25 protein-coding genes and 1 riboswitch are annotated in these 25,636 nt (G+C 71.3%); of the genes, 11 read left to right on the forward strand and 14 right to left on the reverse strand.

Translation table 11 applies throughout. The features are described from left to right. Positions 1–109: 109 nt before the first annotated feature. From ACFW9D_RS03610 to ACFW9D_RS03645, 8 genes are all read right to left on the reverse strand, one after another. The gene (locus ACFW9D_RS03610; protein WP_384617296.1) at positions 110–565 is read right to left on the reverse strand and encodes a GNAT family N-acetyltransferase; all 456 of its coding nucleotides are present in this window, start codon (positions 563–565) and stop codon (positions 110–112) included. Between the two features lie 41 nt (positions 566–606). Continuing rightward, positions 607–1,065 (reverse strand): MarR family winged helix-turn-helix transcriptional regulator, encoded by a 459-nt coding sequence (locus tag ACFW9D_RS03615; RefSeq protein WP_384617299.1) that lies wholly within the window; start codon positions 1,063–1,065, stop codon positions 607–609. Between the two features lie 220 nt (positions 1,066–1,285). Next, positions 1,286–2,152, reverse strand: a complete 867-nt coding sequence (locus ACFW9D_RS03620; RefSeq protein ID WP_384617301.1) for a GNAT family N-acetyltransferase — start codon at positions 2,150–2,152, stop codon at positions 1,286–1,288. A gap of 5 nt (positions 2,153–2,157) precedes the next feature. Further along, positions 2,158–2,694 carry a DUF2269 domain-containing protein gene (locus tag ACFW9D_RS03625; RefSeq protein ID WP_384617303.1) on the reverse strand — a complete coding sequence of 179 codons (537 nt, stop codon included), beginning with the start codon at positions 2,692–2,694 and terminating at the stop codon, positions 2,158–2,160. Between the two features lie 107 nt (positions 2,695–2,801). Next, positions 2,802–3,284, reverse strand: coding sequence for an NUDIX domain-containing protein (locus ACFW9D_RS03630; protein ID WP_384617305.1), 483 nt, complete (start codon positions 3,282–3,284; stop codon positions 2,802–2,804). Positions 3,285–3,352: 68 nt separating this feature from the next. Further along, positions 3,353–4,258 (reverse strand): LysR family transcriptional regulator, encoded by a 906-nt coding sequence (locus tag ACFW9D_RS03635; protein WP_188337932.1) that lies wholly within the window; start codon positions 4,256–4,258, stop codon positions 3,353–3,355. Positions 4,259–4,461: 203 nt separating this feature from the next. Then, complete coding sequence (locus tag ACFW9D_RS03640) at positions 4,462–4,947, reverse strand: low molecular weight protein-tyrosine-phosphatase (protein ID WP_384617307.1); 486 nt, start codon at positions 4,945–4,947, stop codon at positions 4,462–4,464. Between the two features lie 8 nt (positions 4,948–4,955). Next, positions 4,956–5,336, reverse strand: a complete 381-nt coding sequence (locus ACFW9D_RS03645) for a phage holin family protein (protein WP_188337930.1) — start codon at positions 5,334–5,336, stop codon at positions 4,956–4,958. Between the two features lie 59 nt (positions 5,337–5,395). Between ACFW9D_RS03645 and ACFW9D_RS03650 the strand changes: the two genes are divergently transcribed. The 4 genes from ACFW9D_RS03650 to ACFW9D_RS03665 all read left to right on the forward strand — a co-directional run bounded on the left by ACFW9D_RS03650 (position 5,396) and on the right by ACFW9D_RS03665 (position 7,619). Next, positions 5,396–5,713 carry a cupin domain-containing protein gene (locus ACFW9D_RS03650; RefSeq protein WP_188337929.1) on the forward strand — a complete coding sequence of 106 codons (318 nt, stop codon included), beginning with the start codon at positions 5,396–5,398 and terminating at the stop codon, positions 5,711–5,713. A gap of 166 nt (positions 5,714–5,879) precedes the next feature. After that, positions 5,880–6,092 carry a DUF5326 family protein gene (locus ACFW9D_RS03655; protein ID WP_188337928.1) on the forward strand — a complete coding sequence of 71 codons (213 nt, stop codon included), beginning with the start codon at positions 5,880–5,882 and terminating at the stop codon, positions 6,090–6,092. Between the two features lie 180 nt (positions 6,093–6,272). Beyond that, positions 6,273–7,052, forward strand: a complete 780-nt coding sequence (locus tag ACFW9D_RS03660; RefSeq protein WP_384617311.1) for an IclR family transcriptional regulator — start codon at positions 6,273–6,275, stop codon at positions 7,050–7,052. Positions 7,053–7,151: 99 nt separating this feature from the next. Continuing rightward, positions 7,152–7,619, forward strand: coding sequence for an SsgA family sporulation/cell division regulator (locus tag ACFW9D_RS03665; RefSeq protein ID WP_188337927.1), 468 nt, complete (start codon positions 7,152–7,154; stop codon positions 7,617–7,619). 75 nt (positions 7,620–7,694) lie between these two features. Here the strand turns inward: ACFW9D_RS03665 and ACFW9D_RS03670 are convergent, their stop codons facing one another. Then, positions 7,695–9,044 (reverse strand): YibE/F family protein, encoded by a 1,350-nt coding sequence (locus ACFW9D_RS03670; RefSeq protein WP_384617314.1) that lies wholly within the window; start codon positions 9,042–9,044, stop codon positions 7,695–7,697. A 71-nt stretch (positions 9,045–9,115) separates the two neighbouring features. After that, positions 9,116–9,280, forward strand: a riboswitch (TPP riboswitch). On the opposite strand from ACFW9D_RS03670, the gene thiC reads away from it, so the two are divergent. Continuing rightward, entirely contained in the window at positions 9,273–11,156 is a 1,884-nt protein-coding gene (gene thiC, locus ACFW9D_RS03675) for a phosphomethylpyrimidine synthase ThiC (RefSeq protein ID WP_384617316.1), read from the forward strand. (Overlaps the previous riboswitch by 8 nt.) On the opposite strand, the gene ACFW9D_RS03680 is transcribed toward thiC, so the two are convergent. Beyond that, on the reverse strand, positions 11,105–11,515 hold the full coding sequence (locus ACFW9D_RS03680; RefSeq protein WP_384617319.1) for a YybH family protein: 411 nt from the start codon (positions 11,513–11,515) through the stop codon (positions 11,105–11,107). The genes thiC and ACFW9D_RS03680 overlap by 52 nt on opposite strands. Positions 11,516–11,563: 48 nt before the next feature. Here ACFW9D_RS03680 and ACFW9D_RS03685 point away from each other — a divergent pair, with 48 nt between their 5' ends. Beyond that, positions 11,564–11,968 (forward strand): winged helix-turn-helix transcriptional regulator, encoded by a 405-nt coding sequence (locus tag ACFW9D_RS03685; RefSeq protein ID WP_384617322.1) that lies wholly within the window; start codon positions 11,564–11,566, stop codon positions 11,966–11,968. Positions 11,969–12,040: 72 nt separating this feature from the next. Here ACFW9D_RS03685 and ACFW9D_RS03690 read toward each other — a convergent pair whose 3' ends face one another. The 3 genes from ACFW9D_RS03690 to ACFW9D_RS03700 all read right to left on the reverse strand — a co-directional run bounded on the left by ACFW9D_RS03690 (position 12,041) and on the right by ACFW9D_RS03700 (position 15,512). After that, positions 12,041–12,901: a hypothetical protein gene (locus tag ACFW9D_RS03690; RefSeq protein ID WP_384617325.1), complete on the reverse strand. Its 861-nt coding sequence runs from the start codon at positions 12,899–12,901 to the stop codon at positions 12,041–12,043. Positions 12,902–13,083: 182 nt separating this feature from the next. Then, positions 13,084–14,184 carry a metallophosphoesterase gene (locus ACFW9D_RS03695; RefSeq protein ID WP_188337921.1) on the reverse strand — a complete coding sequence of 367 codons (1,101 nt, stop codon included), beginning with the start codon at positions 14,182–14,184 and terminating at the stop codon, positions 13,084–13,086. A 215-nt stretch (positions 14,185–14,399) separates the two neighbouring features. Continuing rightward, complete coding sequence (locus ACFW9D_RS03700; RefSeq protein WP_188337920.1) at positions 14,400–15,512, reverse strand: LacI family DNA-binding transcriptional regulator; 1,113 nt, start codon at positions 15,510–15,512, stop codon at positions 14,400–14,402. 422 nt (positions 15,513–15,934) lie between these two features. Between ACFW9D_RS03700 and hisC the strand changes: the two genes are divergently transcribed. Next, a complete protein-coding gene (gene hisC, locus ACFW9D_RS03705; protein ID WP_384617329.1) occupies positions 15,935–17,014 on the forward strand; it encodes a histidinol-phosphate transaminase in 1,080 nt (359 codons plus the stop codon). A gap of 12 nt (positions 17,015–17,026) precedes the next feature. Here the strand turns inward: hisC and ACFW9D_RS03710 are convergent, their stop codons facing one another. Continuing rightward, complete coding sequence (locus tag ACFW9D_RS03710; RefSeq protein WP_188337918.1) at positions 17,027–17,398, reverse strand: cyclophilin-like fold protein; 372 nt, start codon at positions 17,396–17,398, stop codon at positions 17,027–17,029. Between the two features lie 313 nt (positions 17,399–17,711). Between ACFW9D_RS03710 and ACFW9D_RS03715 the strand changes: the two genes are divergently transcribed. The 4 genes from ACFW9D_RS03715 to ACFW9D_RS03730 are packed head-to-tail and all read left to right on the forward strand — an operon-like array spanning position 17,712 to position 25,586. Further along, positions 17,712–19,217 carry a cytochrome ubiquinol oxidase subunit I gene (locus ACFW9D_RS03715; protein WP_188337917.1) on the forward strand — a complete coding sequence of 502 codons (1,506 nt, stop codon included), beginning with the start codon at positions 17,712–17,714 and terminating at the stop codon, positions 19,215–19,217. A gap of 20 nt (positions 19,218–19,237) precedes the next feature. After that, the gene (gene cydB / locus ACFW9D_RS03720) at positions 19,238–20,242 is read left to right on the forward strand and encodes a cytochrome d ubiquinol oxidase subunit II (protein ID WP_188337916.1); all 1,005 of its coding nucleotides are present in this window, start codon (positions 19,238–19,240) and stop codon (positions 20,240–20,242) included. Positions 20,243–20,278: 36 nt separating this feature from the next. Next, a complete protein-coding gene (gene cydD / locus ACFW9D_RS03725) occupies positions 20,279–23,776 on the forward strand; it encodes a thiol reductant ABC exporter subunit CydD (RefSeq protein WP_384617334.1) in 3,498 nt (1,165 codons plus the stop codon). A 43-nt stretch (positions 23,777–23,819) separates the two neighbouring features. Further along, a complete protein-coding gene (locus ACFW9D_RS03730; RefSeq protein WP_384617336.1) occupies positions 23,820–25,586 on the forward strand; it encodes a GAF domain-containing sensor histidine kinase in 1,767 nt (588 codons plus the stop codon). Positions 25,587–25,636: the final 50 nt, after the last annotated feature.

Raw genomic sequence — 25,636 nt, forward strand, 5'->3', positions numbered from 1 at the left:
CCCGCGGCGCGGGGGGGGCGGGGGGGTGGGCCCGGGGGGGGGGCGCCCCCCCCCCGCGCCACCCCCCTCCCCGCCCGCGCGCTTTGTCCCCCCCCCCCCCGCCCGCGCCTCAGAGCTGGAGCTTGAAGCCCACGTGCGAGGCCTTGAAGCCGAGGCGTTCGTAGAAGCGATGGGCGTCGGTGCGGGTCGCGTCGGAGGTCAGCTGGACCAACTGGCATTCCTGGCGCCGGGATTCCTCGACGGCCCAGGTGATGAGCCGTGTCCCCAGACCGCTGCCACGCTCGTCGCCGTGCACGCGCACGCCCTCGATGATCGAGCGCGTGGATCCCTTGCGGGAGAGGCCGGGGACGACCGTGAGCTGCAGGGTGCCGACGACGCGCTCGCCGCGCACGGCGACGACGACATGCTGGTTCGGGTCGTCGGTCAGTCGCGCGAGCGCGGTGAGGTACGGCGTGAGGTCGTCCGGCGACTCGCGCGTGGCTCCGAGCGGATCGTCCGCCAGCATCGCGACGATCTCCGGGACGTCCTTGGCCGCGGCCTGCCTGATCTCAAGATCTTCTTCCATGGCCGCAGCCTAAGCGGACGGGCGCGGGGCCTCAGCCCCTTTTACACGGGCGTGCGGAGTCCCTCGACGGCCCGGACGAGCGGGGCCAGCTCGGGGTTCTCGGCCGCGGCGTCGAGGGCTTCGCGCAGGGCGGTCTCGTTGGTGGGGCGGGCTTCGGCGAGGAGCTGGAGTCCCTGGTCGGAGACGTTGGTGTAGATGCCGCGCCGGTCGGTGGGGCACAGGTAGCGCATGAGCAGGCCGCGGTCCTCGAGGCGGGTGACGAGGCGGGTGGTGGCGCTCTGGCTCAGGACGACGGCGTCGGCGACCTGCTTCATCTGGAGGTGGCCGCCCTCTCCGTCGTGCTGACGGCTGAGGACGTCCAGCAGGGAGTACGCGCGCACGCTCAGGTCGTGGCGGGACTGCAGGGCGCGCTCGATGTGGGCCTCGATCCTCCCGTGGAGCAGGGAGAGGGCGCACCAGCCCTGGGCGAGGGCGGTGAGTGCGGGGTCTGTGGCGGTCATGTCGGGTGGATCCTCCGTTCCGGAGTGGCTGCGCACCAGGGTAGTCGATGGCGTGAAATTGCCAGCGTGTGCAAGTAACTGGGAGCGGTGATCGCGGTGAGCCCTCGCACCCTGTTCTGCGGCCCGCATCGGCTTTCCCGACCCCCGTCTCGCAGATCCGCCCCTGAGCGGCCACGGTCACGCGGTGCTCGGGGGCGGATTCTGGTCCGGTCGCGGTGGCTCAGCCGGCGGCCACCGTCAGCGGGGCGAAGCGACGGGTCCAGTCGCCGGGGAGGTCCGGCGCGGCGAAGTTCATCACCGCGTTCATGGCGATGCCTTCGAGGCCGCGCTCCTTCAGCCAGACGAGCAGTTCCTCGTGACGGACGTCGACGTCGGTGCGCAACGGCCGGTCGGTGCCCTCCGCGAGCGAGGCGACGAGGGCCTTCGCGGTCGCGGTGTCCCGGGCGATCAGCGGGCCGATGACATGGGTGTCCATGTTGGGCCAGGCGGCGGCGTAGCCGGTGATCCCCGTGCCGTCCTCGGCGACGCGCAGCTGGTCCGCGAAGGCCGGAAGCCTGGTGATGACGTGGGTGCGGTCGGAGCCGAAGACCTCTGCGTCCAGGCGCAGGATCGCCGGAAGGTCCTCGGCGGTGGCTGGACGGGTTCGGACCGGCGAGTCCGTGCCGTCCGGGGTGAACCGGCCGCGCACCATCTCGGCCCGCCCGGTGACCTTGAAGCCGAGCTCCTCGTAGAGCGGCCGCCCGTACGGCGTCGCGTGCAGGGTCAGCGGAGTGGTGCCCGCGGCCTCGACGATGTGCCGCATCAGACGCCGGCCGATCCCCTTGCGGGCGTGGCGCTCGGCGACGAGGACCATGCCGATGGCGCGGAGCTCGGGCCGCTCCCGGGAGCCGTAGTCCGTCACCACGCAGGCGGTGACGAGTCCGCCGTCGGGGTCGTCGATGCCGTAGCCGGTTCCGGCGGCGAGCAGCAGACCCCATTTGTGCTCCTCGCGTGGCCAGCCCCGGTCCTCGGAGAGGTCGGCGCAGGCCTGGAGATCACGCGGGGTGAGGCGGCGGATGGGCAGGTCGGAGAGCGAAGGTGTCGACACGCAGGTCAGGCTGTCGGATGCGGCACCCTGTCGTCCACCGCTTTGCGGGCGTCGACACGGTGCTTTCGGCCACGTCGGGTCAGACCCCAGGGCTTGAGCACCGAGACGGCCGTCATGAAGACGTACGAGGTCAGCGAGACGACGGGCCCGGCGAGGAGATCGGTCGGGCGGGACAGCTGCCCGCCCGCCGCGAGGGTGGTCACGGCGTCGTTCACACCCGGCCGCAGGGCGAAGACCGATGCGGCGGTCGTGGCGAGGGTGAGCCAGAACTTGACGTAGACCCACCGGTGCCGGGCCAGGCCCCAGGGGGTGCCGAGCGAGAGCACGAGGCCGCTCAGCAGGGTCAGCAGGGCGAGCGGGATCACCAGCCAGTCCGCGAAGAGCTTCATGGCGCGGGCGGAGGCCTCCACGGCCGGGCCGGCCCCGGTGGTCGTCGCGGTGACGGCCAGCGCGAGCAGCCCGAGCGTGACGCCCAGCCAGCAGGCGGAGGCGGCGACGTGGACAACGAGGAGTGCCCGTCGAGGGCGGCGCTGAAGTTTCACGTGAAACACGGTGCCGCGCACGGGCGCCGAGCACGTCTGACGGCGGGAGTATTTCCGTGTACTGGCTCCGGCGTACGCGGGCGGTCCGCCGGCCCGCTTCGTGGGGATCAGCCCAGATCGGGGGCGTGCATCGCGCGTACGCCCTCGATGTTGCCGTCCAGGTAGTGGCGCAGGGAGAGCGGGACGAGATGGACCGAGGCGATCCCGACGCGGGTGAACGGCACCCGGACGATCTCGTACTCGCCGCACGGCTCGTCGATCTCGGGGCCGTGCCGCTGGGTGAGGTCCATCGACTCCAGCCGGCAGACGAAGAAGTGCTGGACCTTCACTCCGGTCGCGCCGCCGTCGTCACCGATGTGCTCGACGGTGTCGACGAAGCAGGGCACCACGTCGGTGATCTTGGCGCCCAGTTCCTCGTGCACCTCGCGGTGCAGGGCGTCCACGACGGTGGTGTCCTCGGCCTCGACGCCGCCGCCGGGGGTCAGCCAGTACGGGTCGACGCCGGGCTTGGTCCGCTTGATCAGGATGAGGCGGTCGCCGTCGAGCAGGATGGCGCGTGCGGTGCGCTTGACCACGGGTCGTACGGTCATGGGAGAAATGTGGCCCCGACGGTTCCACGTGAAACATCCCGCACCGTCCTTGTCCCCTTCGGTCTTCCTCACGTCCAGTCGACGGCGGCGCGGAGCAGCCACTCGTGCGCCCGCGCGATGTGCGGCAGGGCGAGTGTGCCGGTGCGGACGACGAGGAAGTACGTGCGCAGGGGCGGCACGGGCGGGTCGAGCAGCGCGACGAGCTCCCCGCTCTCCAGGGCGGGCGCGGCCAGATAGCGGGGCACGACGGCGAGGCCGGCGCCCGAGGCGACGCAGGCCAGCACCGCGCGTAGATCAGGAACGACGACCGTCCCGGACACGGCGGGGCGTGTGTCGAAGACCGCGGTCCAGTAGCGGGAGACGAGCGGGAGCGACTCGTGCACCTCGACGACCGGGAACTTCTCCAGGGAGGGCGCGGCGTCCCGGTGCAGCTTTCCCGGGCCGATCCGGGCCGCCCACCGCGGTGCCGCGACCAGGACGTGCTCCTCGTCGCAGAGCGGGGTCGCGGTGAGCAGGGCGCCGCGCGGCCGGGCGGTGGTGATGGCCAGATCATGATGTCCGGCGCCGAGGCCTTCGAGGGACTCCTCGGCCGTGCCGAAGGTGGCCCGCAGGGCGATGCCGTGGCCGTCGTCGCGGGTCAGTGCGGTGAGGGCGGGCAGGGCGCGCTCGGCGGTGAACTCCGGCGGCCCGGCGAGGTGCAGGGTCCGTACGGAGGACTCCTCGTCGAGTCCGGCCTCGGTGATCTCCACGAGGGCGTCGAGATGCGGGGCCGCCTTGTGGGCCAGTTCGTCGCCGATGGTCGTGGGTGTGACGCCGCGCGCCTGCCGGAGGAACAGCGGGCGCCCCAGCTGGCGCTCCAGGGTGCGGATCTGGGAGGTCACGGCGGGCTGCGAGAGCCCGAGCAGCGCGGCGGCCCGGGTGAAGGACCCGGCTCGATGGACGGTCACGAAGGTGCGCAGCAGGGCGAGATCCATGGGTGACGACGTCCCTCCCCTCCGGGGTCCCCGGTCGCGCCCCACTATAAATATGTCGATAGGTCTCTGTCGCTACCGTGATTGGACACTGACACAGAGTCAACTAGCCTTGTTGGTGCGGTTCTTCGCGCGCAGAACCGGGACGGTCCGAGCCACGAGGGGGGAGGCTCGGACCGTCCGTCATGTGCGGCGGGTGCTCGGTGCTAGGCGTCGAGCCGGGCGCGTACGGCGTCCAGGAGACCGTCGCTCGCCGCTTCGACGAGCTTGAGGCAGTGCTCGAAACCGGCCGCGTCGCCGTAGTACGGGTCGGGGACGTCGAGGTCGTCCGGATCGGCGGACGGGTCGAAGGAGCGCAGGAGCCGCACCTTCTCCGCGTCCTGAGGTGTCGGGGCCAGCCGGCGCAGCGTGCGCAGGTGCCCCGCGTCGAGGGCGACGATCAGATCGAGCCGGTCGAACCAGTCGCGCCGGAACTGACGGGCGGTGTGCCCCGAGTCGTGGCCGGCCTCCCGGAGGACGTGGGCGGTGCGCGGATCGGCGCCGTCGCCCTCGTGCCAGCCGTCCGTGCCCGCGCTGTCCACCTCGACGAGACCGGTGAGCCCGGCCTCCCGGACGCGGGAGCGGAACACGTGCTCGGCCATGGGGGACCGGCAGATGTTGCCCGTGCAGACGAAGCACACGCGGAAGGTCATGGCGGGCGTCAGTCCTTGTCGTCGGGCAGCACGACGTTCAGCGCCCACGAGACGATCGAGATGATCAGGCCGCCGAGGACCGCGGTCCAGAAGCCGTCGACGTGGAAGCTGAGGTCCAGCTTGTCGGCGAGCCAGGAGGTCAGCATCAGCATCAGGGCGTTCACGATCAGCGTGATCAGGCCCAGGGTGAGGATGAAGAGCGGGAAGGTGAGCACCTTCACGACGGGCTTCACGAGGAAGTTGACCAGACCGAAGATCAGGGCCACCAGGAGCAGGGTGCCGACCTTCTTGCCGGTGCTGTCCCCGGTGAGCGTGATCTTGTCGAGCAGCCAGACGGCGACGGCGAGGGCCCCCGCGTTGGCGAGCGTCTTGACTACGAAATTCTTCATGTGTCTGATCGTGGCAGACAAGCGCGTTGACGAGGGTGGACAGGGGCGGACGAGCAGCGATGAAGGCATTCCGGCTGGACGAACTGGAGGCGGAGCGGGCCGCCAACGACGGTGCGTATCTGCAGTTTCTGCGCGAGCGGAACATGTCGGTCGGGCTCTACGCGCTGAACGCGGGGGAGCACGACCCGCAGCAGCCGCACCAGCAGGACGAGGTCTACCTCGTGGTCAGCGGGCGCGCCTCGATCACCGTCGGCATGGAGACCACCCAGGTCGGGCGCGGCAGCGTCGTGTACGTCCCGGCCGGCGTGGCCCACAAGTTCCACCACATCAGCGAGGACCTGCGGGTGATGGTCGTCTTCTCGCCGCCGGAGGGCTGAGCTCCCCCACCGTGCGGCCGATGCCGGACCCCAGGGTTCCCTCAGGGTCGGGTCAGGGGAGGACAAGGGGTCCGAGGGCCCCGGACGGCGCTTCGGCATGTCAGCATCGAGTACAGGACGTCGGAGGAGTCCCCGGTCGGGGGCCGCGAACGAAGGAGCGAGGGCAGTGCGAGAGATATTCGCGAGCATGCCGTGGTGGGTGAAGTGGGTCGCGGTGCCGTTCATCGCCCTGGTCGTGTTCGGCGGGCTGATCTTCAGCATCGTCAACTTCGTTGTCTGGCTGCTGTTCAAGGTGCTGGTGTTCGCCGCCCTGGTCGGTGGGCTCGTCTACGTCGTACGGAAGTTCATGGCGGGGTCCTCGTCGCGCAGCGACTGGTGACGGGCGCGCAGGACACACCCGAGGGCCCCGGTCGTCGCGTCCCGCGAAGGTTCGCACGACCGGGGGAAGTTTCCGTTCCGGGTCTACGCCCCGCGGTGGCCAAGGTTTAAAGTCCGGATTCCGACGGCTTCACCCCCGTGAGCCCTGGGTATCGGGGGCCTCACGCATCGGGAGCGAACCTTGGCCACGGCTGCTGACTCCGCACCCCCAGCCCCGCAGACACTCATCGGCTCCGTGCAGCGGGCCATGCGGCTGCTCGAAGCGGTCGCGGCACACGAGGACGGGGCCCCGGCCAAGCAGCTCGCCCGGGAGGCCGGTGTCGCCCTCCCCACCGCCTACCACCTGCTGCGCACGCTCACCCACGAGGGATATCTCCGCAAGGAGCAGGGCCTCTTCGTCTTCGGTGAGGCGGCCGAGCGCCTCAGCAGCGCGGCGGCCCAGCAGAATCGTCGCAGCATGATCACCGACGCGCTGCGGCACTGGCGGGACACCATCGGCGTCCCCGTCTACTTCGCGATCTACCGCGACGGCGAGATCGAGCTCGTCGATGTCGCCGACACTCCGGCCAACCCGGCCGTCGAGGAATGGGCCGACTTCCGCGAGACGGGCCACGCGCACGCGATCGGGCAGTGCCTGCTCTCCCAGCTCGACGACCGCGCCCGCCGCGACCACCTCGACCGCTATCCCGCGCGGTCCATCACGCCCTACTCCGTTCGTGACGATCAGTCACTGCTGCGCAAGCTGGACGGGGCCGGACGGATGGAACCGCTCGTCGAAAGACAGGAGTACGCGCTCGGCACCGCATGTGCCGCGTTTCCCATCACGATCGGCTCGACGGCGGCCACTCTGGCGGTCTCCCTCCCAGCTCACCAGGCGGAAAGGCTCCTGCCGGTGGCACGCCGGCTGCAGCACGAGATCGGGCGACTCGTAGCGACACTCGCCTTCTCTATCAGCATCTGAAAACTCACTCCTTGTGATCCCCTGTGTACGTTGAGCAAGATGCGACAGTGTCAGGAAGCTCATTCCTGGCCAATCGACGGCAAGTTGACGGGGTAGGCGATGCGCGAGTCGGTACAAGCAGTTCAGGCAGAGGTCATGATGAGCTTCCTCGTCTCCGAGGAGCTCTCGTTCCGTATCCCGGTGGAGCTCAAGTACGAGCCCACGGATCCGTACGCGGTGCGGCTCACCTTCCACCTTCCCGGAGACGCTCCGGTGACCTGGGCGTTCGGCCGCGAGCTGCTCGTCGACGGGGTCAACGGGGCGACTGGCGACGGCGATGTCCGGGTCTCCCCCGTGGAGCCGGCGGGCGGCCGTGACACCGACGAGCTGCCCGGCGAGGTCCACATCAGGCTGCAGGTCGGCAGCGACCAGGCCCTGTTCCGGGCCGGGGTCGCGCCGATCATCGCGTTCCTGGACCGCACGGACAAGCTGGTCCCGCTCGGCCAGGAGCAGGCGATGGCCGATTTCGAGGCCGATCTCGACCAGGCCCTCGACCGGATCCTGGCCGAGGAGCAGAGCGCGGGCTGACCTCCCGGCAGCCCACGCCACGGCAGACGTAACGCTTCAGCAGCGCGGTGCGCCCGAGCAGTTCCGCGCGACGGTTCAGCGCTTGCGTCGCCGGCCCCGGCCGGACCTCCCCGCAGGGGCCTGCGTGGGTCCGTGGGACCCGGGGCGGTCGGCGGACACCACCAGAGCGGCCAGCAGGGTCGTCACCGGCACGGAGGCGACCAGGCCGATCGAGCCGACCAGCGTGCGCACGATCTCCTCGGCGACCAGTTCGCTGTTGGCGACGTCGGACACGCTGCTCTGCGCGATCGAGAAGAGCAGCAGGAGCGGCAGCGCCGCGCCCGCGTACGCGAGCACCAGGGTGTTCACGACCGACGCGATGTGGTCGCGGCCGATCCGGATGGCCGCCCGGTACAGACCGCGCCAGCCCATCGACGGGTTCGCCTCGTGCAGCTCCCAGACCGCCGAGGTCTGGGTGACCGTCACGTCGTCCAGGACACCGAGCGAGCCGATGATGACGCCGGCGAGCAGCAGACCGCTCATGTCGATGTCCGGGTACAGGCCGTGGATCAGACCGGTGCTGTCGTCGGTGTTGCCGGTCAGCGCGGCCCAGCCGATGAACAGCGAGCCGAGCAGACCGATCAGCAGCAGCGAGGCGAGGGTGCCGAGCACCGCGACGGAGGTGCGGGCCGACAGGCCGTGGCACATGTAGAGCGCGATGAGCATGATCGCGCTGGCCCCGACCACCGCCACCACCAGCGGGTTCGAGCCCTGGAGGATCGCGGGGAGGATGAAGAAGGTCAGCACCATGAAGCTGATCGCGAGCGCGACGAGCGCCATGACCCCGCGCATGCGGCCCACCACGACCACCGCCAGGGCGAAGATCCCGGCGAGCAGTGTCATGGGGATCTTCCGGTTCACGTCGGTGACCGCGTACTGGAGGTTCTTCGGGGCGTCGGGCGCGTAGGCGACGATCACCTGCTGGCCCTCGTGCAGCTGGCGGGGCGAGTCCGGCTGCACGACCTCGACGAAGGTACGGCCCTTGTCCTTGCCGGTGTCCACGCGCACCGTCGCGTTCTCGCACTCGCCCGCGGCGGCCCCCGGCTTCCCACCGGTCGGACCCGCGCCCGCGCCCGTGCCTGTGCCCGGGTCTCCGGTCGTCGCCCCGCCCGAGGCGTGCACGGATTTGCAGTCGACCTTCTCGATGCGGGCCACCGTCGCCTGCTGCGTCTGCCGGTCGAAGCCCACGCCGGTGCGGTCGTGGGCCGGTGCGCCGCCCGGCCACAGCACCGCCAGACCCACCACGACCGCCACGGAGAACGGGATCAGGACAGCCGCGATGACCTTCCGCAGATGCCGGGAGACGGGGGCCGCCGGGCCGTGGCTGTGGGAGTGGCCGTGCGGCGTCGGGGACGAGGGAGGCGCGGGCTCATGCGTCGTGGTCACCGCCCGATCATCGCAAGAACGGGAGGGGCCCTCTGTTCAACGTGTCCGTCATGACGCTAGCGTGGGGGCACCTTTGCAAACGCGGGAGCTCGGAGCACCGGGCTGAGAGGGCGCTGACCTTCGTCCCAGCGCGTGTTTCACGTGAAACGTGGAACGCCGTGGAACGAGAGCCGCTGCGTCGACCGCCGAACCTGTTACCGGGTAATGCCGGCGTAGGGAGTAGGTCTCATGACCACAACGGACGCACGCACGCCTGCCTCCAACGGCTCTGAGCCGGAGGCCGGGAAGTCCATCGGCTGGCACAAGGGGTACATCGAGGGCTCTCGCCCCGACCTCAAGGTGCCGGTCCGCCAGGTGCACCTCACCAACGGGCAGGACGTCACGCTCTACGACACCTCCGGCCCGTACACCGATCCGACCGTCGACACCGATGTCCGCAGGGGCCTCGCGCCGCTGCGGGAGAACTGGATCATCGGCCGCGGCGACACCGAGGAGTACGCGGGACGCCCCGTCCGCCCCGAGGACGACGGCATCAAGCACACCTCCCCGCGCGGTGGGCTGAAGAACCTCGACGCCGTCTTCCCGGGCCGCCCGCGCCAGCCGCGCCGGGGCCGGTCCGGCCAGGCCGTGACCCAGCTCGCGTACGCCCGCCGGGGCGAGATCACCCCGGAGATGGAGTACGTGGCGATCCGGGAGAACGTCGCGCCCGAGGTCGTCCGCGACGAGATCGCGGCCGGCCGGGCGGTCCTGCCGGCGAACGTGAACCACCCGGAGATCGAGCCGATGATCATCGGCAAGCGGTTCCTGGTGAAGGTCAACGCCAACATCGGCAACTCGGCCGTGACCAGCTCCATCGAGGAGGAGGTGGAGAAGATGACCTGGGCGACCAAGTGGGGCGCCGACACGGTCATGGACCTCTCCACCGGCCGCAACATCCACACCACCCGCGAGTGGGTGCTGCGCAACTCCCCCGTCCCGATCGGCACCGTGCCGCTCTACCAGGCCCTCGAGAAGGTCGACGGCAAGGCCGAGGAGCTGACCTGGGAGATCTACAAGGACACGGTCATCGAGCAGGCCGAGCAGGGCGTGGACTACATGACGGTCCACGCCGGCGTCCGCCTCCCGTACGTGCCGCTGACCGCCAACCGCAAGACCGGCATCGTCTCGCGCGGCGGCTCGATCATGGCCGCCTGGTGCCTCGCGCACCACAAGGAGAGCTTCCTCTACGAGAACTTCGAGGAGCTCTGCGAGATCCTCGCGGCGTACGACGTGACGTACTCGCTCGGCGACGGCCTGCGCCCCGGCTCCATCGCGGACGCCAACGACGAGGCCCAGTTCGCGGAGCTGCGCACGCTCGGCGAGCTGAACTCCATCGCCAAGCGGCACAACGTGCAGACCATGATCGAGGGCCCGGGCCACGTCCCGATGCACAAGATCAAGGAGAACATCGACCTTCAGCAGGAGATCTGCGAGGAGGCGCCGTTCTACACGCTCGGCCCGCTGACCACCGACGTCGCCCCGGCGTACGACCACATCACGTCCGGCATCGGCGCCGCGATGATCGCCTGGTGGGGCACCGCGATGCTCTGTTACGTCACGCCCAAGGAGCACCTGGGCCTGCCGAACAAGGACGACGTGAAGACCGGCGTCATCACCTACAAGATCGCGGCGCACGCGGCCGACCTCGCCAAGGGGCACCCGGGCGCGCAGGAGTGGGACGACGCGCTGTCGGACGCCCGCTTCGAGTTCCGCTGGGAGGACCAGTTCAACCTGGCCCTCGACCCGGACACGGCACGGGAGTTCCACGACGAGACCCTCCCGGCCGAGCCCGCGAAGACCGCGCACTTCTGCTCGATGTGCGGTCCGAAGTTCTGCTCGATGAAGATCTCGCAGGACATCCGCCGCGAGCACGGTTCGACCAAGTCCGAGGTCGAGGCGGGCATGGAGCAGAAGTCGAAGGAGTTCGCGGCGAGCGGCAACCGCGTGTACCTGCCGCTGCCCCTTGACCCCACCCCGGGTCGCACCCCGCCCCCGCCCCCGCGCCCCCCGCCCGGGGGCACTCAGGGCGTCGCGGGCGGGCCCGCGCCGCCGAACGGGTTGTCGATCACATAGCGCCAGAAGCCGTCCGGGCCGCGCCGCGCCACATCCGTCGCGGTCCCCTCGACGCGCACGCCGTCCCCGTGCGCGGCGACCCCCTCGATGACGAAGTCGACGATCAGCAGGGCCAGATCGCCGACGACGTACGTGTGCCGGGGAGCGACCCGGATCGGAACCCGCAGCCGCAGGAACGCGTCGTTGGCGCGGAACCGGTCCGGCCCGGTGACCAGGCGTCCGTGTTCCGGAACGAAGCCGGCGCCGGGCTCGTAGAGCCGGTCCACGGCCGCCGGATCGAAGGTGTTGAAGGCCCGCTCGAAGACGAACGGGTGCTCGGCGGCGCTGCGGGCCAGGGGCAGACTGGTGGGATGCGTCATGCGGCCAGCGAACAGCCCCTCGGCATACGTCACCAAACGGAAACCCACGTGTGGGACGCGGAGTTGGTCCCCGGTCCGGCGGGCCGCACCCGCCGTCCCGAGGCGGACTGCCCGGTGGAGGTGGCCCTCGCGGCGGTCTCCGGCCGCTGGACCACGCTCCTGCTGCGCGAGCTGATGGGCGGCCCCCGCGGCTTCACGGAACTGCGCGCCCTGCTCCCCGAGCTGTCCCCGAAGGTGCTCAGCGAGCGGCTCCACGCGCTCCGGGCACGGGGGCTGGTCACGGTCGAACGGCACCGCGGCTTCCCGGTGCGGACGCGGTACGAGCTGACCGAGGCGGGGCGGGCCCTGCGCGCGCTGCTGGTCGAGCTGTACGCGACGGGCGAGCACCTGCTGAGCCTGACCGGATCGGACCGCGTGGACGGCGACCCCGCGCCCGGGAACACGACGGCATGACCGCATGACGGAGGGCCCGGGGGCCTTCGGGCCGACCCGGGCCGGGATCACGGCCCCGCGCGCCGCCGGGCGTCAGTCCGGCCGGTGCTCGGGGCCGCCGAAGTCCGGGCTCGTGAAGTCCGGGCTGGAGAAGCCGGCGCGCTGGCCCGTGGCCGTGCCACCGCCGCTCTCCGGACTCGTGAACCCCGGCCGGTTGTAGCCGAGCTGCGGCATGCGGCCGGCGGGGCCGCCGTGGCCCCCGCCGAGCGGTGCGCCGCCCGCCTGCGGGTCCGTCTGGGCCTCCCGCAGGAACGGCACGATGCCGCGCTCGAGCAGAGCCTCTCCCCAGGCCTCCCTGGCCCGTGCCAGGGCCTCGTCGGCCTCGTCCGGCGCACCGGCCCGCACCGACGTCGAACCGTTGCGCAGCGCCGCGAGGAGCAGGCAGACGGCCGCGACGAGGATCCCCGCCGCGGTGCAGGCCGCGAAGATCCAGCCCGCCATCAGCATCGTGTCGGCGAAGTCCGGTGCCGGGTCGAGCATCTTCAGGATGTAGCCGACCAGCAGGAAGATCGCGGCGGCCGTACCGGCGAGGACCGGGGCGAGGACGACGGCGACCGCGGCGACGCCCGGTCCCGCCGTCTCCGCGACGAGCCCGATCGGACCGGTGCCTGCCGTCGCGGCGGGGCTGTCTCCCTCCCCTTCGGGCCGGACGGGCCGCGGGGCGGTGCGGACGTCCTCGCGGACCTTGAGGAAGTGCTGGTACTCGGTGGCGGCCGCGGTGTTGATGAGTGCGGCGGCGCCCAGCGCCATGGTGCGCAGCTGTTCGGGGTTGAGCCGCCTGCCCACGGCGGCGAGATCAGGGCGGTCGGTCGCGGTACGCAGCGCCTCATCGAGGATCCGCTCGAACTCGGGGCGGTCCTCGTTCAGCAATTGCGGAGCGCTGTTCATGTGCATCCCCCGATGCTCCGTAGGGCTTGGTGGCCCGCATGGTTACGAGCCGTAGGGCAGAAACGGAGGGGAGCCTGCTACGGATAAGCCGATGGTAGAGCGGTCACGGCACGCGGTGACAGGGGGTTTCCGGAAATTGGCCCGGTGGCCAGCCGGATCCTCCGCTTACGCGCCTGCCCGGTCAACCCTCATTCATCCATGGGGAGTTGCTGGACCAGCAGCTTTCCGGCCATGGTCACGCCGCCGTCCATGGCGATCGCCAGACCGCCGGCGTACACGTGCGGTCCCTCGACGGCCGGCCTGCTGTCCTCGCCGTCGGCGTCCTCGCCGCCGACCTCGCCCAGCAGGTACGGGATCGGGCTGTGGCCGTGGACGACGCGCGAGCCGCCGTACGCGCCGAGCAGCTCGCGGACCGCGCCGGGCCCGGACTCCTCGTCGCGGAACGCGAAGCGCTTGGTGAACTTGCGGAACAGGTCCCAGCACTCGTCCGCGTCGTTGCGCGTGAGGGTCTCGCGGACCGTGTCGTTGACCGCCTCGATCGAGTCGCCGTAGTCGAGGTAGGCGGTGGTGTCGGAGTGCATGAGGAGGTGGTCGTCCTCGATCTCGATCGCGTCGAGCCGGGACATCCACTGCAGGTGCACGTCCTGCAGGCGGTCCATGTCGGACTTCTGCCCGCCGTTCAGCAACCAGGCCGCCTGGAAGGTGGCGGTGCCCGCGCCGGAGTTGACGGGGGTGTCGCCGAACCGCTTGGCGCCGAGCAGCAGCAGCTCGTGGTTGCCCATCAGCGCCTTGCAGTAGCCGCCCGCCGCGGCGGCCTCGGCGGAGAGGCGCATGACCAGGTCGATGACGCCGATGCCGTCGGGGCCGCGGTCGGTGAAGTCGCCGAGGAACCACAGGCGCGCGTTGCCCGCGGCCCAGTTGCCTTCCTCGTCGAGCAGACCCTTGTCCCGCAGCGCCGCGATCAGCTCGTCGAGGTAGCCGTGCACGTCGCCGACGACGTACAGCGGGCCGAGGCCGTCGGCCGCGGGGGCCGTCGGCACGGGCTGCGGGAGCTCGACCTGGACGGTGTCCCCGCGGTTGATGACCGGGAGGTTCCGCTCGGTCGGGGTGTAGCCGTCCGGGTAGGCCGCGGTGTCCTCGTCGGGAGCCGCGCCCGGGCCGGGAACAGGGCCGGGGACGGGGTCGGCGGGCACCATGCTCGTCGGTACGTCGTGGACGTACGCGGGAACACGGAAGTCACGCAGCGTCTCCGTGCGCGCTGCGGATCCCTGACCGGCCCCCTGAGTCATCGACCCCTCCACCCTTGCGCCGCCTGTGCACCGGATCGGACTGCCTGGTCGCAGCGGCCCGCGGTGTCGTCCGCCCATCATAGGAACGCCGCTCGGGCTGTGTGATGCACCAGGGGTGGTGAATCCGTGACGGACGGCTGTTCCCCGTGCTTTTCTCCCGAATTGGTGTGGACTTTTCCTCTCGGTCACGGGCGCGCGGAGGCGGCGGGCGGCGGTCAGCCCTTGCCCGGGGAGCGGGGCGGACTGACGGTGGTGCGGTGCGGGCGGCGCTGCGAGGAGGCGCGCACGATCAGTTCGGTCGGTATCACCTGCTCGACCGGCTGGTCGGACTCGACGCCCTCGATGGCGTCGATCAGGAGCTGGACGACGGCCGTGCCGATGCGCCGGGGCTTCAGCGAGAGCGTCGTGATGGGCGGCTCGGTGTTGGCGTACATCGTGGACTCGCTGCAGCAGACGAGCAGCAGGTCGTCCGGGACGCGCAGGCCGTAGCGGCGGGCCGCGGCGAGCAGGTCCGTGCCGTTGGGGTCGAAGAGGCCGTAGACGGCGTCCGGGCGGTCGGGCCGGGCGAGCAGCCGGTCGGCGGCGACGGCGCCCGCGCACGGGTCGTGCGCGGGGTAGGACTCGTAGACCGGCTCCTGGCCGACTCGCTCGCACCAGCGCAGGTAGGCGGAGGTGGACAGATGGGTGTAGGTGTCCGTGGTGGTGCCGGTGAGCAGGCCGATGCGGCGGGCGCCGGCCTCGGCGAGGTGGTCGAGGATGCCGAGGACGGCGGCCTCGTGGTCGTTGTCGACCCAGGCGGTCACGGGCAGGGTGCCCGCGGGACGTCCGTCGGAGACGACCGGCAGGCCCTGGCGGACCAGCTCGGTGACGACCGGGTCGTGGTCGGAGGGGTCGATGACGACGGTGCCGTCGAGCGCGACGTTCGACCACACGTCGTGACGTGAGGTGGCGGGCAGGATGACGAGGGCGTAGCCGCGGGCGAGCGCGGCCGAGGTCGCGGCTCTCGCCATCTCCGCGAAGTACGCGAACTCCGTGAAGGTGAAAGGTTCATCCCCGTACGTCGTCACGGTCAGACCGATGAGGCCCGACTTGCCGGTACGGAGCGTGCGGGCGGCCGCGGAAGGGCGATAGCCCAGCCGGTCGGCGACCTCGCGGACATGGCGTCGGGTGGCGTCGGGGAGCCGGCCCTTGCCGTTGAGCGCATCGGAGACAGTCGTGATGGAGACCCCGGCGGCGGCGGCAACGTCTCTGATGCCCGCCCGTCCCTGCCGGGTGCCCCTGCGGGTGGTCTCCGCCCGGCTCACCTGGTGCTTCCCTGCTGCTGTCATGGCGAGCCGATAGTAGGGCTCATGCGGCTGCATGGCGGGGGCGCATATGCCGGGGTTGACAGGCACGTTTCTGCAAGGTGATACATCGTCAATGACCATGGAATGAAAGGCAGTTACTGGTCCTGACTGTAATACCTCACTTGTCGGTGCGCGTGGGCCTGCCAAGTCGGCGATGTTGCGAACAGGTCTCAACTCACCTTCACGGGTGATGCGCGCCACGGCGCAAGCCACCGGCGCGCGCCAGGGCGCTGAGCGCTCCCCCCTGAGACGCACGCCTCGGGAGTGCCGAGGGTGCGCCCGTCGGCGCTCCTCGTGTGCCGCCCGGACCCCGCGCGGGCACCTCCTGGCTCCGCCCCATTGGGGCACGCGCCGAATCCTCTTAAGGTGTGCAGTATTGGAACGGTGGCCTTAGGAGGACTGCGGTGAGCGAGACGAACCCCAAGCTGCGTGCCGAGCTGGCGGGTATTCCCACCTACAAGCCGGGCAAGCCCGCGGCTGCCGGGGGCCCGGTGGCGTACAAGCTCTCCTCCAACGAGAACCCGTATCCGCCGCTCCCCGGCGTCATGGAGCAGGCGGTGGCCGCGGCCGGGACCTTCAACCGGTACCCGGACATGGCCTGCACGGGCCTGATGAACGAGCTGTCGGACCGCTTCGGCGTCCCGGTGACCCACCTGGCCACCGGCACCGGCTCGGTCGGCGTCGCGCAGCAGCTGCTCCAGGCGACCAGCGGCCCCGGTGACGAGGTGATCTACGCCTGGCGCTCCTTCGAGGCGTACCCGATCATCACGCAGATCAGCGGCGCGACCTCGGTCAAGGTGCCGCTCACCGACGGCGAGGTGCACGACCTGGACGCGATGGCCGACGCCATCACGGACCGCACGCGTCTCATCTTCGTCTGCAACCCCAACAACCCCACGGGCACCGTGGTGCGCCGGGCCGAGCTGGAGCGCTTCCTGGACCGGGTGCCCTCCGACGTGCTCGTCGTGCTCGACGAGGCGTACCGCGAGTTCATCCGGGACGCCGAGGTGCCGGACGGCGTGGAGATCTACCGGGACCGGCCCAACGTGGCGGTGCTGCGCACCTTCTCCAAGGCCTATGGTCTGGCCGGGCTGCGGGTCGGCTTCGCCATCGCCCATGAGCCGGTGGCCGCCGCGCTGCGCAAGACGGCGGTGCCCTTCGGCGTCAGCCAGCTCGCGCAGGACGCGGCCGTGGCCTCGCTGCGCGCGGAGGACGAGCTGCTCGGCCGGGTCGGCACGCTGGTGTCCGAGCGCACCCGCGTCGTGAACGCGCTGCGCGAGCAGGGCTGGACGGTTCCCGAGACGCAGGCGAACTTCGTGTGGCTGCGCCTGGGGGACCGGACGATGGACTTCGCGGCGGCCTGCGAGGCGGCCGGTGTCGTCGTGCGTCCCTTCGCCGGTGAGGGGATGCGGGCCACGATCGGCGAGACCGAGGCCAACGACATCTTCCTGCACGCGGCGCAGCAGTTCCGCAAGGAGCTCTGACCGCTCGGCGGATCAGGCCAGTTCGACGCGGATCGGGTCGCCGCCGCGCACCGTCGCGAGCACCCGCGGGTCCCCGTCGAGCCGGCCGAGCAGATTGCACGGGCTCGCGAGGCGGCATTCATCGCCTCGCGAGATCGGCGTGGGGCCGTAGGGGAGGGCGAGGGCGTCGCCGTCCGTCCAGAAGGCGACGGTGCCGGGCTCCACGACCTGGCGGGCGTCCTCCTCGGCCGGGACGCTGACGCCCGTGTCGAAGTAGACCTCCTCGCCCCAGGTGTTCGCCGTCGAGCTCAGCGGCAGTTTCGCGAGCAGGGCCTTGGCGGTCGGGGTGTCCTCGACCGTCGCCGTGGTGTGTCCGGCCGGCCAGGAGATGCGAATGCGCGTCATGCGGCGGATTCAACAAGATGTTGAAGTTCCCCGGAAGCCCCTGTCCACCCAGTGAGCTCCGACCGGTGAGCTCCAGCCGGTGAGCTCTACCCGGTGGGCTCTACCCGGTGAGTTCCGGTCCGGTGGCCCGCCGCGCCCGCCCCCTGTGGCGTTCCTCCCAGTAAGGGGACCCCCGTGCGGATCCCGACAGCCAGTACGACATAATGCTTGTGAATGTGAACGCGTTCACAAGCGTGTCCCGGTTCCTCCCATGATTTGTGGGATAAAAGGGGCAAACTGCCGCTGTGACCACGGCGATGTAAGGAGAGACGCAGTGGACCTGGCTCTGGCGCCGGAAACTCTGGCGCGATGGCAGTTCGGCATCACCACCGTCTACCACTTCCTGTTCGTCCCCCTGACGATCTCGCTCGCGGCTCTGGTCGCCGGGCTGCAGACCGCCTGGGTGCGCACGGAGAAGGAGAAGTACCTCAGGGCCACCAAGTTCTGGGGCAAGCTCTTCCTGATCAACATCGCGATGGGTGTGGTCACCGGCATCGTGCAGGAGTTCCAGTTCGGCATGAACTGGTCGGACTACTCCCGCTTCGTCGGTGACATCTTCGGGGCGCCGCTGGCCTTCGAGGCTCTGATCGCCTTCTTCTTCGAGTCCACCTTCATCGGGCTGTGGATCTTCGGCTGGGACAAGCTGCCGAAGAAGATCCATCTGGCCTGCATCTGGATGGTGTCGATCGGCACGGTCCTGTCCGCGTACTTCATCCTCGCGGCCAACTCCTGGATGCAGCACCCGGTGGGCTACCGGATCAACAAGGCGAACGGCCGCGCCGAGCTCACCGACTTCTGGCACGTGCTGACGCAGAACACGGCTCTCACCCAGGCCTTCCACACGCTGACCGCCTCGTTCCTGACCGGCGGCGCGTTCATGGTCGGCATCGCCGCCTTCCACCTGGCGCGCAAGAAGCACGTGGGCGTCATGAAGACCTCGCTGCGGCTCGGCCTGGTCACCGTGGTGATCGCCGGCCTGCTCACCGCGGTCAGCGGCGACCTGCTCGGCAAGGTCATGTTCAAGCAGCAGCCGATGAAGATGGCCGCAGCGGAGGCCCTGTGGGAGGGTCAGAACTCGGCGCCCTTCTCGGTGTTCGCCGTGGGTGACGTCAGCAAGGGCCACAACACGGTCGAGCTGTCGATCCCCGGGATACTGTCCTTCCTCGCCGACGACGACTTCACCTCGTACGTTCCCGGCATCAACGACACCAACAAGGCCGAGCAGGAGAAGTACGGTCCGGGCGACTACCGCCCGATCATCCCCGTCACCTTCTGGGCCTTCCGCTGGATGATCGGCTTCGGGATGGCGTCCTTCGCGCTCGGCATCCTCGGACTCTGGCTCACCCGCAAGAAGTTCATGCTGCCCCAGCACCTGAGGGTGGGTGAGGACGAGGTGCCGAACCTGGTCCTCTTCAAGAACAAGGCGCTCAACCCGAAGTTCACCAAGCTCTACTGGCTCGTCGCGCTGTGGACGCTCGGCTTCCCGCTGATCGCCAACTCCTGGGGCTGGATCTTCACCGAGATGGGCCGCCAGCCGTGGGTCGTCTACGGCGTGCTGCAGACCCGCGACGCGGTCTCCCCCGGTGTCTCGCAGGGCGAGGTCATCACCTCGATGACCGTCTTCACACTGCTCTACGCGGTGCTCGCCGTGATCGAGGTCAAGCTCCTCGTGAAGTACGTGAAGGCCGGCCCGCCCGAGCTCACCGAGGACGACCTCAACCCGCCCACCAAGATCGGCGGGGACCGGGACGCCGACAAGCCGATGGCCTTCTCCTACTAGGCCCTGGGGGCTCACGAGTCATGGAACTCCACGACGTCTGGTTCGTACTCATCGCCGTCCTGTGGATCGGCTACTTCTTCCTGGAGGGATTCGACTTCGGGGTCGGTGTGCTCACCAAGCTGCTGGCCCGCGACCGCACCGAACGCCGGGTGCTGATCAACACGATCGGCCCGGTCTGGGACGGCAACGAGGTGTGGCTGCTCACCGCGGGCGGCGCGACCTTCGCAGCCTTCCCCGAGTGGTACGCGACGCTGTTCTCCGGCTTCTACCTGCCGCTGCTGATCATCCTGGTGTGCCTGATCATCCGCGGTGTGGCCTTCGAGTACCGCGCCAAGCGGCCCGAGGAGCGCTGGCAGGCCAACTGGGAGCACGCGATCTTCTGGACCTCGCTGATCCCCGCGTTCCTGTGGGGCGTGGCCTTCGGCAACATCGTGCGCGGCGTGAAGATCGACAAGGACTTCGAGTACGTCGGGAACTTCTGGGACCTGCTCAACCCGTACGCGCTGCTCGGCGGTCTGGTCACGCTCACCCTGTTCACCTTCCACGGCGCCGTGTTCACAGCGCTCAAGACCGTCGGTGACATCCGGACGCGGGCGCGCAGGACGGCGCTCGCCGTGGGACTGGTCGCCGCGGTGGCCGCGCTCGGCTTCCTGATCTGGACCCAGGCCGACCACGGGGACGGCGGCTCGCTCGCCGCGATGATCGTGGCCGTGGTGGCGCTGGTCGGCGCGCTCGGGGCCGTCAAGCTGGGCCGCGAGGGCTGGTCGTTCGCCCTGTCCGGGCTCACGATCGTGGCGGCCGTCGCGATGCTCTTCCTGACGCTGTTCCCGAACGTCATGCCGTCGTCGCTGAACGCGGACTGGAGTCTGACGGTCAGCAACGCCTCGTCCAGCCCGTACACGCTGAAGATCATGACCTGGTGCGCCGGCATCGCGACCCCGATCGTGCTGCTCTACCAGTCGTGGACCTACTGGGTGTTTCGCAAGCGCATCGGCACGCACCACATCGCCGACGCCGCGCACTGACCCGGTGAGAAACCGCTACGCGAGGGTGTGTTTCACGTGAAACCGATCGACCAGCGCCTGCTCCGGTACGCCCGGGCGACCCGTCTCTTCCTGATCGCGGTGGTCGTCCTCGGTGCCGCCGGGGCGGGCCTGGTCATCGCCCAGGCGATGCTCATCGCCGAGGTCGTGGTGGGCGCGTTCCAGCACGGGTTCGACGCGGCGCGGCTGAGCACGCCGCTGCTGCTGCTCGTCGCCGTGGCGGCCGGCCGGGGCCTCGTGTCCTGGCTGACCGAGCTCGCGGCGCACCGGGCGAGCGCGGCCGTGAAGTCGGAGCTGCGGCGCCGGCTGCTCGAAAGGGCGGCCGGGCTCGGCTCCGGTTGGCTGACCGGGCAGCGCACCGGCTCCCTCGTGGCGCTCGCGACCCGGGGCGTCGACGCCCTGGACGACTACTTCTCGCGCTATCTGCCGCAGTTGGGGCTCGCGGTGGTGGTCCCGGTGGCGGTGCTCGCCCGCGTCGTCACCGAGGACTGGGTGTCGGCGGCGATCATCGTCGGCACGCTGCCCCTCATCCCCGTCTTCATGATCCTCATCGGGTGGGCCACCCAGTCCCGGATGGACCGTCAGTGGCGGCTCCTGTCCCGGCTCTCGGGCCATTTCCTGGACGTCGTCGCGGGTCTGCCCACCCTGAAGGTGTTCGGCCGCGCGAAGGCGCAGGCCGAGTCCATCCGCACGATCACCGGCGAGTACCGCAGGGCCACGATGCGCACGCTGCGGATCGCCTTCCTGTCGTCCTTCGCCCTCGAACTGCTCGCGACCCTGTCGGTCGCGCTGGTCGCCGTCACCATCGGCATGCGGCTCGTGCACGGCGACATGGACCTCTACGTCGGCATCGTCATCCTCGTCCTGGCGCCCGAGGCGTATCTGCCGCTGCGCCAGGTCGGGGCGCAGTTCCACGCGGCCGCCGAGGGTCTCGCCGCAGCCGAGGAGATCTTCGACGTCCTGGAGACGCCCCTGCCCGAGAGCGGCACGAAGGCGCTGCCCGAGGAGGGCGGCATCGCCTTCGACCGTGTCTCGGTCCGCTACGAAGGGCGCGGGACGGACGCCGTCTCGTCGGTCTCCTTCGAGGTGGCCCGGGGCGAGACCGTCGCCCTGGTGGGCCCGAGCGGCGCCGGCAAGTCGACGCTCCTGAGCGCCCTGCTGGGCTTCGTCCGGCCGCGCGACGGGCGCGTCCTGGTGGGCGGCGCCGATCTCTCCGAGGTGGCGCGGGAGAACTGGCACGCGCGCGTGGCGTGGGTGCCGCAGCGGCCGCAGCTCTACGCGGGCTCGATCGCGGAGAACGTACGGCTCGCCCGGCCGGACGCCGACGACGCCGCGGTGCGCGCGGCGCTCGGTGAGGCGGGCGCCCTGGACTTCGTCGAGGCGCTCCCCGAGGGCCTCGACACCGTGCTCGGCGACGACGGTTCCGGGCTCTCGGCGGGACAGCGGCAGCGCCTCGCGCTCGCCCGCGCCTTCCTCGCCGACCGTCCCGTGGTCCTGCTGGACGAGCCGACGGCCGCGCTGGACGGCGACACCGAGGCGGGCATCGTCGAGGCGGTGCGCCGGCTCGCCGTGGGCCGCACCGTGATCCTGGTCGTCCACCGCCCGGCGCTGCTCGCGGTCGCGGACCGGGTGGTGCGGCTCGCGCCGCCCGCCGCCGCCACGGAGGACCCGGCGCCGGTGACCGAGCCGGTCCCCGCGTCCGTCCCGGCGCAGACCCGCCAGGAGGCGCCCGCGGCCGCTCCGGAGCGCCCCGAGCGGCGGGCCGAAGGACGCGGCGTCCTCGCCCGGCTCCGCGCCGCGGCCCGTCCGCGCCGCTCCCGGCTCGCCCTCGCACTGCTGCTCGGTGCGCTCGCGCTCGGCAGCTCCGTCGGCCTGATGGCGACCAGCGGCTGGCTGATCTCGCGGGCCTCGCAGCAGCCGCCCGTGCTCTACCTGATGGTCGCGGTCACCGCCACGCGCGCGTTCGGCATCGGCCGGGCCTGCTTCCGGTACGCGGAGCGGCTCGTGTCGCACGACGCCGTGCTGCGCATGCTGGCCGACACCCGGGTCGCCGTCTACCGCCGCCTGGAGCGGCTCGCGCCCGCGGGACTGCGCGCGACCCGGCGCGGCGACCTGCTGTCCCGTCTGGTGAGCGATGTCGACGCTCTGCAGGACTACTGGCTGCGCTGGCTGCTGCCCGCGTCGGCCGCAGCCCTCGTGGGCGCGGGCTCGGTGGCCTTCACCGCGTGGCTGCTGCCCGCGGCGGGCGCCGTGCTCGCCGCCGGACTGCTCCTCGCCGGGGTCGGTGTGCCGCTGCTGTCCGGGGCCGTCGCCCGCCGCGCCGAGCGCCGTCTGGCCCCCGCGCGCGGGCTGCTCGCCACCCGCGCGGCCGAGCTGCTCACCGGCACCGCCGAGCTGACCGTGTCCGGCGCGCTGCCGCGCCGCATGAAGGAGGCCGGGGAGGCGGACTCCGCGCTGACCCGGATCGCCTCGCGCGCCGCCACCGCGACCGCGCTCGGCGACGGGCTGACCGCGCTGATCACGGGCCTCACCGTGGCCGGGGCGGCGCTCGCCGGTGTCCAGGGCGTGCGCGTCGGGCAGCTCGACGGGGTGGCGCTCGCGGTCGTCGTGCTCACCCCGCTCGCCGCGTTCGAGGCGGTGCTCGGGCTGCCGCTCGCCGTGCAGTACCGCCAGCGCGTCCGCAAGAGCGCCGAGCGCGTCCACGAGGTCCTGGACGCGCCCGATCCCGTACGGGAGCCGGAGCGGCCCGTGCCCGCGCCGCAGGACCCGTTCCCGCTCGTCGTGCGGGGGCTCACCGCCCGGTACGAGGGGCAGGCGCGGGACGCGCTCGCCGGGGTCGACCTCACGCTGGCGCGCGGGCGCCGGGTCGCGGTCGTGGGCCCGTCGGGGTCCGGCAAGACCACGCTCGCCCAGGTGCTGCTGCGCTTCCTCGACCCGGGTGCGGGCACGTACACGCTCGGCGGGGTCGACGCCACGCGGATCGACGGCGACGCCGTGCGCCGCGCGGTCGGGCTCTGCGCCCAGGACGCGCACCTCTTCGACAGCACCGTTCGCGAGAACCTGCTCCTCGCCAAGAAGGACGCCACGGAGGATGAGCTGCGGGCCGCCCTGGGCCGCGTACGTCTCCTGGAGTGGGCGGACGCGCTGCCCGACGGGCTCGACACCCTGGTGGGCGAGCACGCGGCGCGACTGTCGGGCGGGCAGCGGCAGCGGCTCGCCCTGGCCCGCGCGCTGCTCGCCGACTTCCCGGTCCTCGTGCTCGACGAGCCGGCCGAGCATCTGGACCTGGAGACGGCCGACGCGCTCACCGCGGACCTGCTGGACGCGACCCGGGGCCGTACGACGGTGCTGATCACGCATCGGCTCGCGGGTCTGGAGGCCGTGGACGAGGTGCTGGTGCTGGACGGCGGGACGGTCGTGCAGCGCGGCCCGTACGCGGAGCTGGCCGCCGTCGAGGGGCCGCTGCGGTCGCTGCGGGAGCGGGAGGGCGCGCTTCCGGCCCTGTCCGGCCAGTGAACCCGACTTTCGTCGCCAAATAGGACTAATTACCCTCGGGGTCATGGTTGCACCCACGGACCCCGGCGCCCCCGCCTCCGCCGACCCCGCTGAGTCGGCCGCCGACCCGGACGAGTCGGCCGCCGACCCGGACGAGGCGGCCACCCGGGCCACGCGTGGCCTCCAGGGGCTCTCGGCCGAGCTGACCGCGCGCGTGCCACAGCTCCTGGAGGCGATGCGCTCGGTCGGCACGGGACTGGAGCTGCACTCCACGCTCGACCGGATCTGCGAGACCGCGGCCGAGCTCGCGGGTGCCCGCTACGCGGCGATCGGCGTCGTCGCCGAGGACGGCAAGGGCCTGTCGGACTTCGTCTACCACGGCCTGGACGAGGAGACGGCGCGCCGCATCGGCCGGCTTCCCGACGGCCACCGCGGGCTGCTCGGCGCCCTCATCCACGACCCCGTGCCGATGCGGATGGCCGACCTCGCCGACGACCCGCGCTCCTGCGGCTTCCCGCCCCGGCACCCGCCGATGCGCACCTTCCTGGGGGTGCCCATCCGCGTCCAGGGCGAGATCTTCGGCAACCTCTACCTCACGGAGAAGCACGGGGGCGAGGAGTTCACCGACTACGACCTCAACATGGTCCGGGTGCTCGCCACCGAGGCCGGCATCGCGATCGGCAACGCGCGCCTGTACGAGGCGGCCCGGCAGCGGGAGCGGTGGATCGACGGCTCCGTGGCCGTGACCACGGCGCTCCTGTCCGGAGGCGATGCGGAGGACGCCCTCCAGGTGGTCGCCGAACAGGCCCGGCACCTGTCCGACTCGGCGGCCGGTCTCGTGCTGCTGCCCGACGCCGAGGGCGGCATGGAGATCGTCGCGGTGGCCTCCGACCACCCCTCCGCGGCGCTCGGCGTCGTGGTGCCCCCGGAGAGCGCCATCGTCACGGAACTGCTCTGCGGGGAGCCCGTGTTCATCGAGGACGCGGCCACGGACCCGCGGGTCACGACCGAGCTCGCGAGCGCCTACGGCCCCGCGATGCTGCTCCCGCTGCGCAGCGAGGGCCGGGTGCTCGGCACGCTCGTGACGCCACGCGCGCGTGGGGCGCGTCCCTTCAGCGAGGCGGAGCGCACGCTCGGCGCCCAGTTCGCCTCCCAGGCGGCCCTGGCCCTGATGATGGCCGAGGCGCAGCGCGACCGGGAGCGGCTGGCCGTCTACGAGGACCGCGACCGCATCGCGCGCGACCTGCACGACCTCGTGATCCAGCGGCTGTTCGCCACCGGGATGATGCTGGAGACGGCCCAGCGCCGCTCGGTGGTGCCCGAGGTGCAGCGGGGGGTCGGCAAGGCGGTCGACGAGCTGGACACCACCATCCAGGAGATCCGCACCGCCATCTTCGCGCTCCAGCAGGGGCCGACGGAGGCGCCGGCGGGGCTGCGCACGCGCGTGCTGCGCGAGATCAACATGGCGGCGGTGCCGCTCGGCTTCAAGCCCGCGCACCACTTCGTGGGCCCGGTCGACACGCTCGTCGGCGAGGTCACCGGCAAGAACCTCATCGCGGCCCTGCGCGAGGCGCTCTCCAACGCGTTCCGGCACGCGCGGGCCTCGTCCATCGCGGTCGTCGTGGACGCCACCGTGGTCCTGCCGGACGGACGGCCGGGTGTCCGGCTGACCGTCGCCGACGACGGCGTGGGCATCCCCGACGGTGGCCGGCGCAGCGGCCTGAAGAACCTCAAGCGGCGCGCGGAGTCGCTCGGCGGAGACAGCTGGTACGGGCCCGGGACCGGTGAGGACGGGGGCGGCACGGCGCTGGTGTGGCAGGCACCGCACTGATTTCCGGCCCGCCCGTTCCCTCCCCTGCTTGAGGAGTTACGTTTCTGCGC

This window comes from Streptomyces sp. NPDC059524, assembly GCF_042749255.1.
Classification (GTDB): domain Bacteria; phylum Actinomycetota; class Actinomycetes; order Streptomycetales; family Streptomycetaceae; genus Streptomyces; species Streptomyces xanthii.

What these genes read in the sequence shown, in the direction of transcription:
- ACFW9D_RS03610 (WP_384617296.1), bottom strand. Translation starts at nt 565, where the DNA reads ATGGAAGAAGATCTTGAGATCAGGCAGGCCGCGGCCAAGGACGTCCCG.
- ACFW9D_RS03615 (WP_384617299.1), bottom strand. Translation starts at nt 1,065, where the DNA reads ATGACCGCCACAGACCCCGCACTCACCGCCCTCGCCCAGGGCTGGTGC.
- ACFW9D_RS03630 (WP_384617305.1), bottom strand. Translation starts at nt 3,284, where the DNA reads ATGACCGTACGACCCGTGGTCAAGCGCACCGCACGCGCCATCCTGCTC.
- ACFW9D_RS03635 (WP_188337932.1), bottom strand. Translation starts at nt 4,258, where the DNA reads ATGGATCTCGCCCTGCTGCGCACCTTCGTGACCGTCCATCGAGCCGGG.
- ACFW9D_RS03640 (WP_384617307.1), bottom strand. Translation starts at nt 4,947, where the DNA reads ATGACCTTCCGCGTGTGCTTCGTCTGCACGGGCAACATCTGCCGGTCC.
- ACFW9D_RS03645 (WP_188337930.1), bottom strand. Translation starts at nt 5,336, where the DNA reads ATGAAGAATTTCGTAGTCAAGACGCTCGCCAACGCGGGGGCCCTCGCC.
- ACFW9D_RS03650 (WP_188337929.1), top strand. Translation starts at nt 5,396, where the DNA reads ATGAAGGCATTCCGGCTGGACGAACTGGAGGCGGAGCGGGCCGCCAAC.
- ACFW9D_RS03665 (WP_188337927.1), top strand. Translation starts at nt 7,152, where the DNA reads ATGCGCGAGTCGGTACAAGCAGTTCAGGCAGAGGTCATGATGAGCTTC.
- thiC (WP_384617316.1), top strand. Translation starts at nt 9,273, where the DNA reads ATGACCACAACGGACGCACGCACGCCTGCCTCCAACGGCTCTGAGCCG.
- ACFW9D_RS03680 (WP_384617319.1), bottom strand. Translation starts at nt 11,515, where the DNA reads ATGACGCATCCCACCAGTCTGCCCCTGGCCCGCAGCGCCGCCGAGCAC.
- ACFW9D_RS03690 (WP_384617325.1), bottom strand. Translation starts at nt 12,901, where the DNA reads ATGCACATGAACAGCGCTCCGCAATTGCTGAACGAGGACCGCCCCGAG.
- ACFW9D_RS03695 (WP_188337921.1), bottom strand. Translation starts at nt 14,184, where the DNA reads ATGACTCAGGGGGCCGGTCAGGGATCCGCAGCGCGCACGGAGACGCTG.
- ACFW9D_RS03700 (WP_188337920.1), bottom strand. Translation starts at nt 15,512, where the DNA reads ATGACAGCAGCAGGGAAGCACCAGGTGAGCCGGGCGGAGACCACCCGC.
- ACFW9D_RS03710 (WP_188337918.1), bottom strand. Translation starts at nt 17,398, where the DNA reads ATGACGCGCATTCGCATCTCCTGGCCGGCCGGACACACCACGGCGACG.
- cydB (WP_188337916.1), top strand. Translation starts at nt 19,238, where the DNA reads ATGGAACTCCACGACGTCTGGTTCGTACTCATCGCCGTCCTGTGGATC.
- ACFW9D_RS03730 (WP_384617336.1), top strand. Translation starts at nt 23,820, where the DNA reads ATGGTTGCACCCACGGACCCCGGCGCCCCCGCCTCCGCCGACCCCGCT.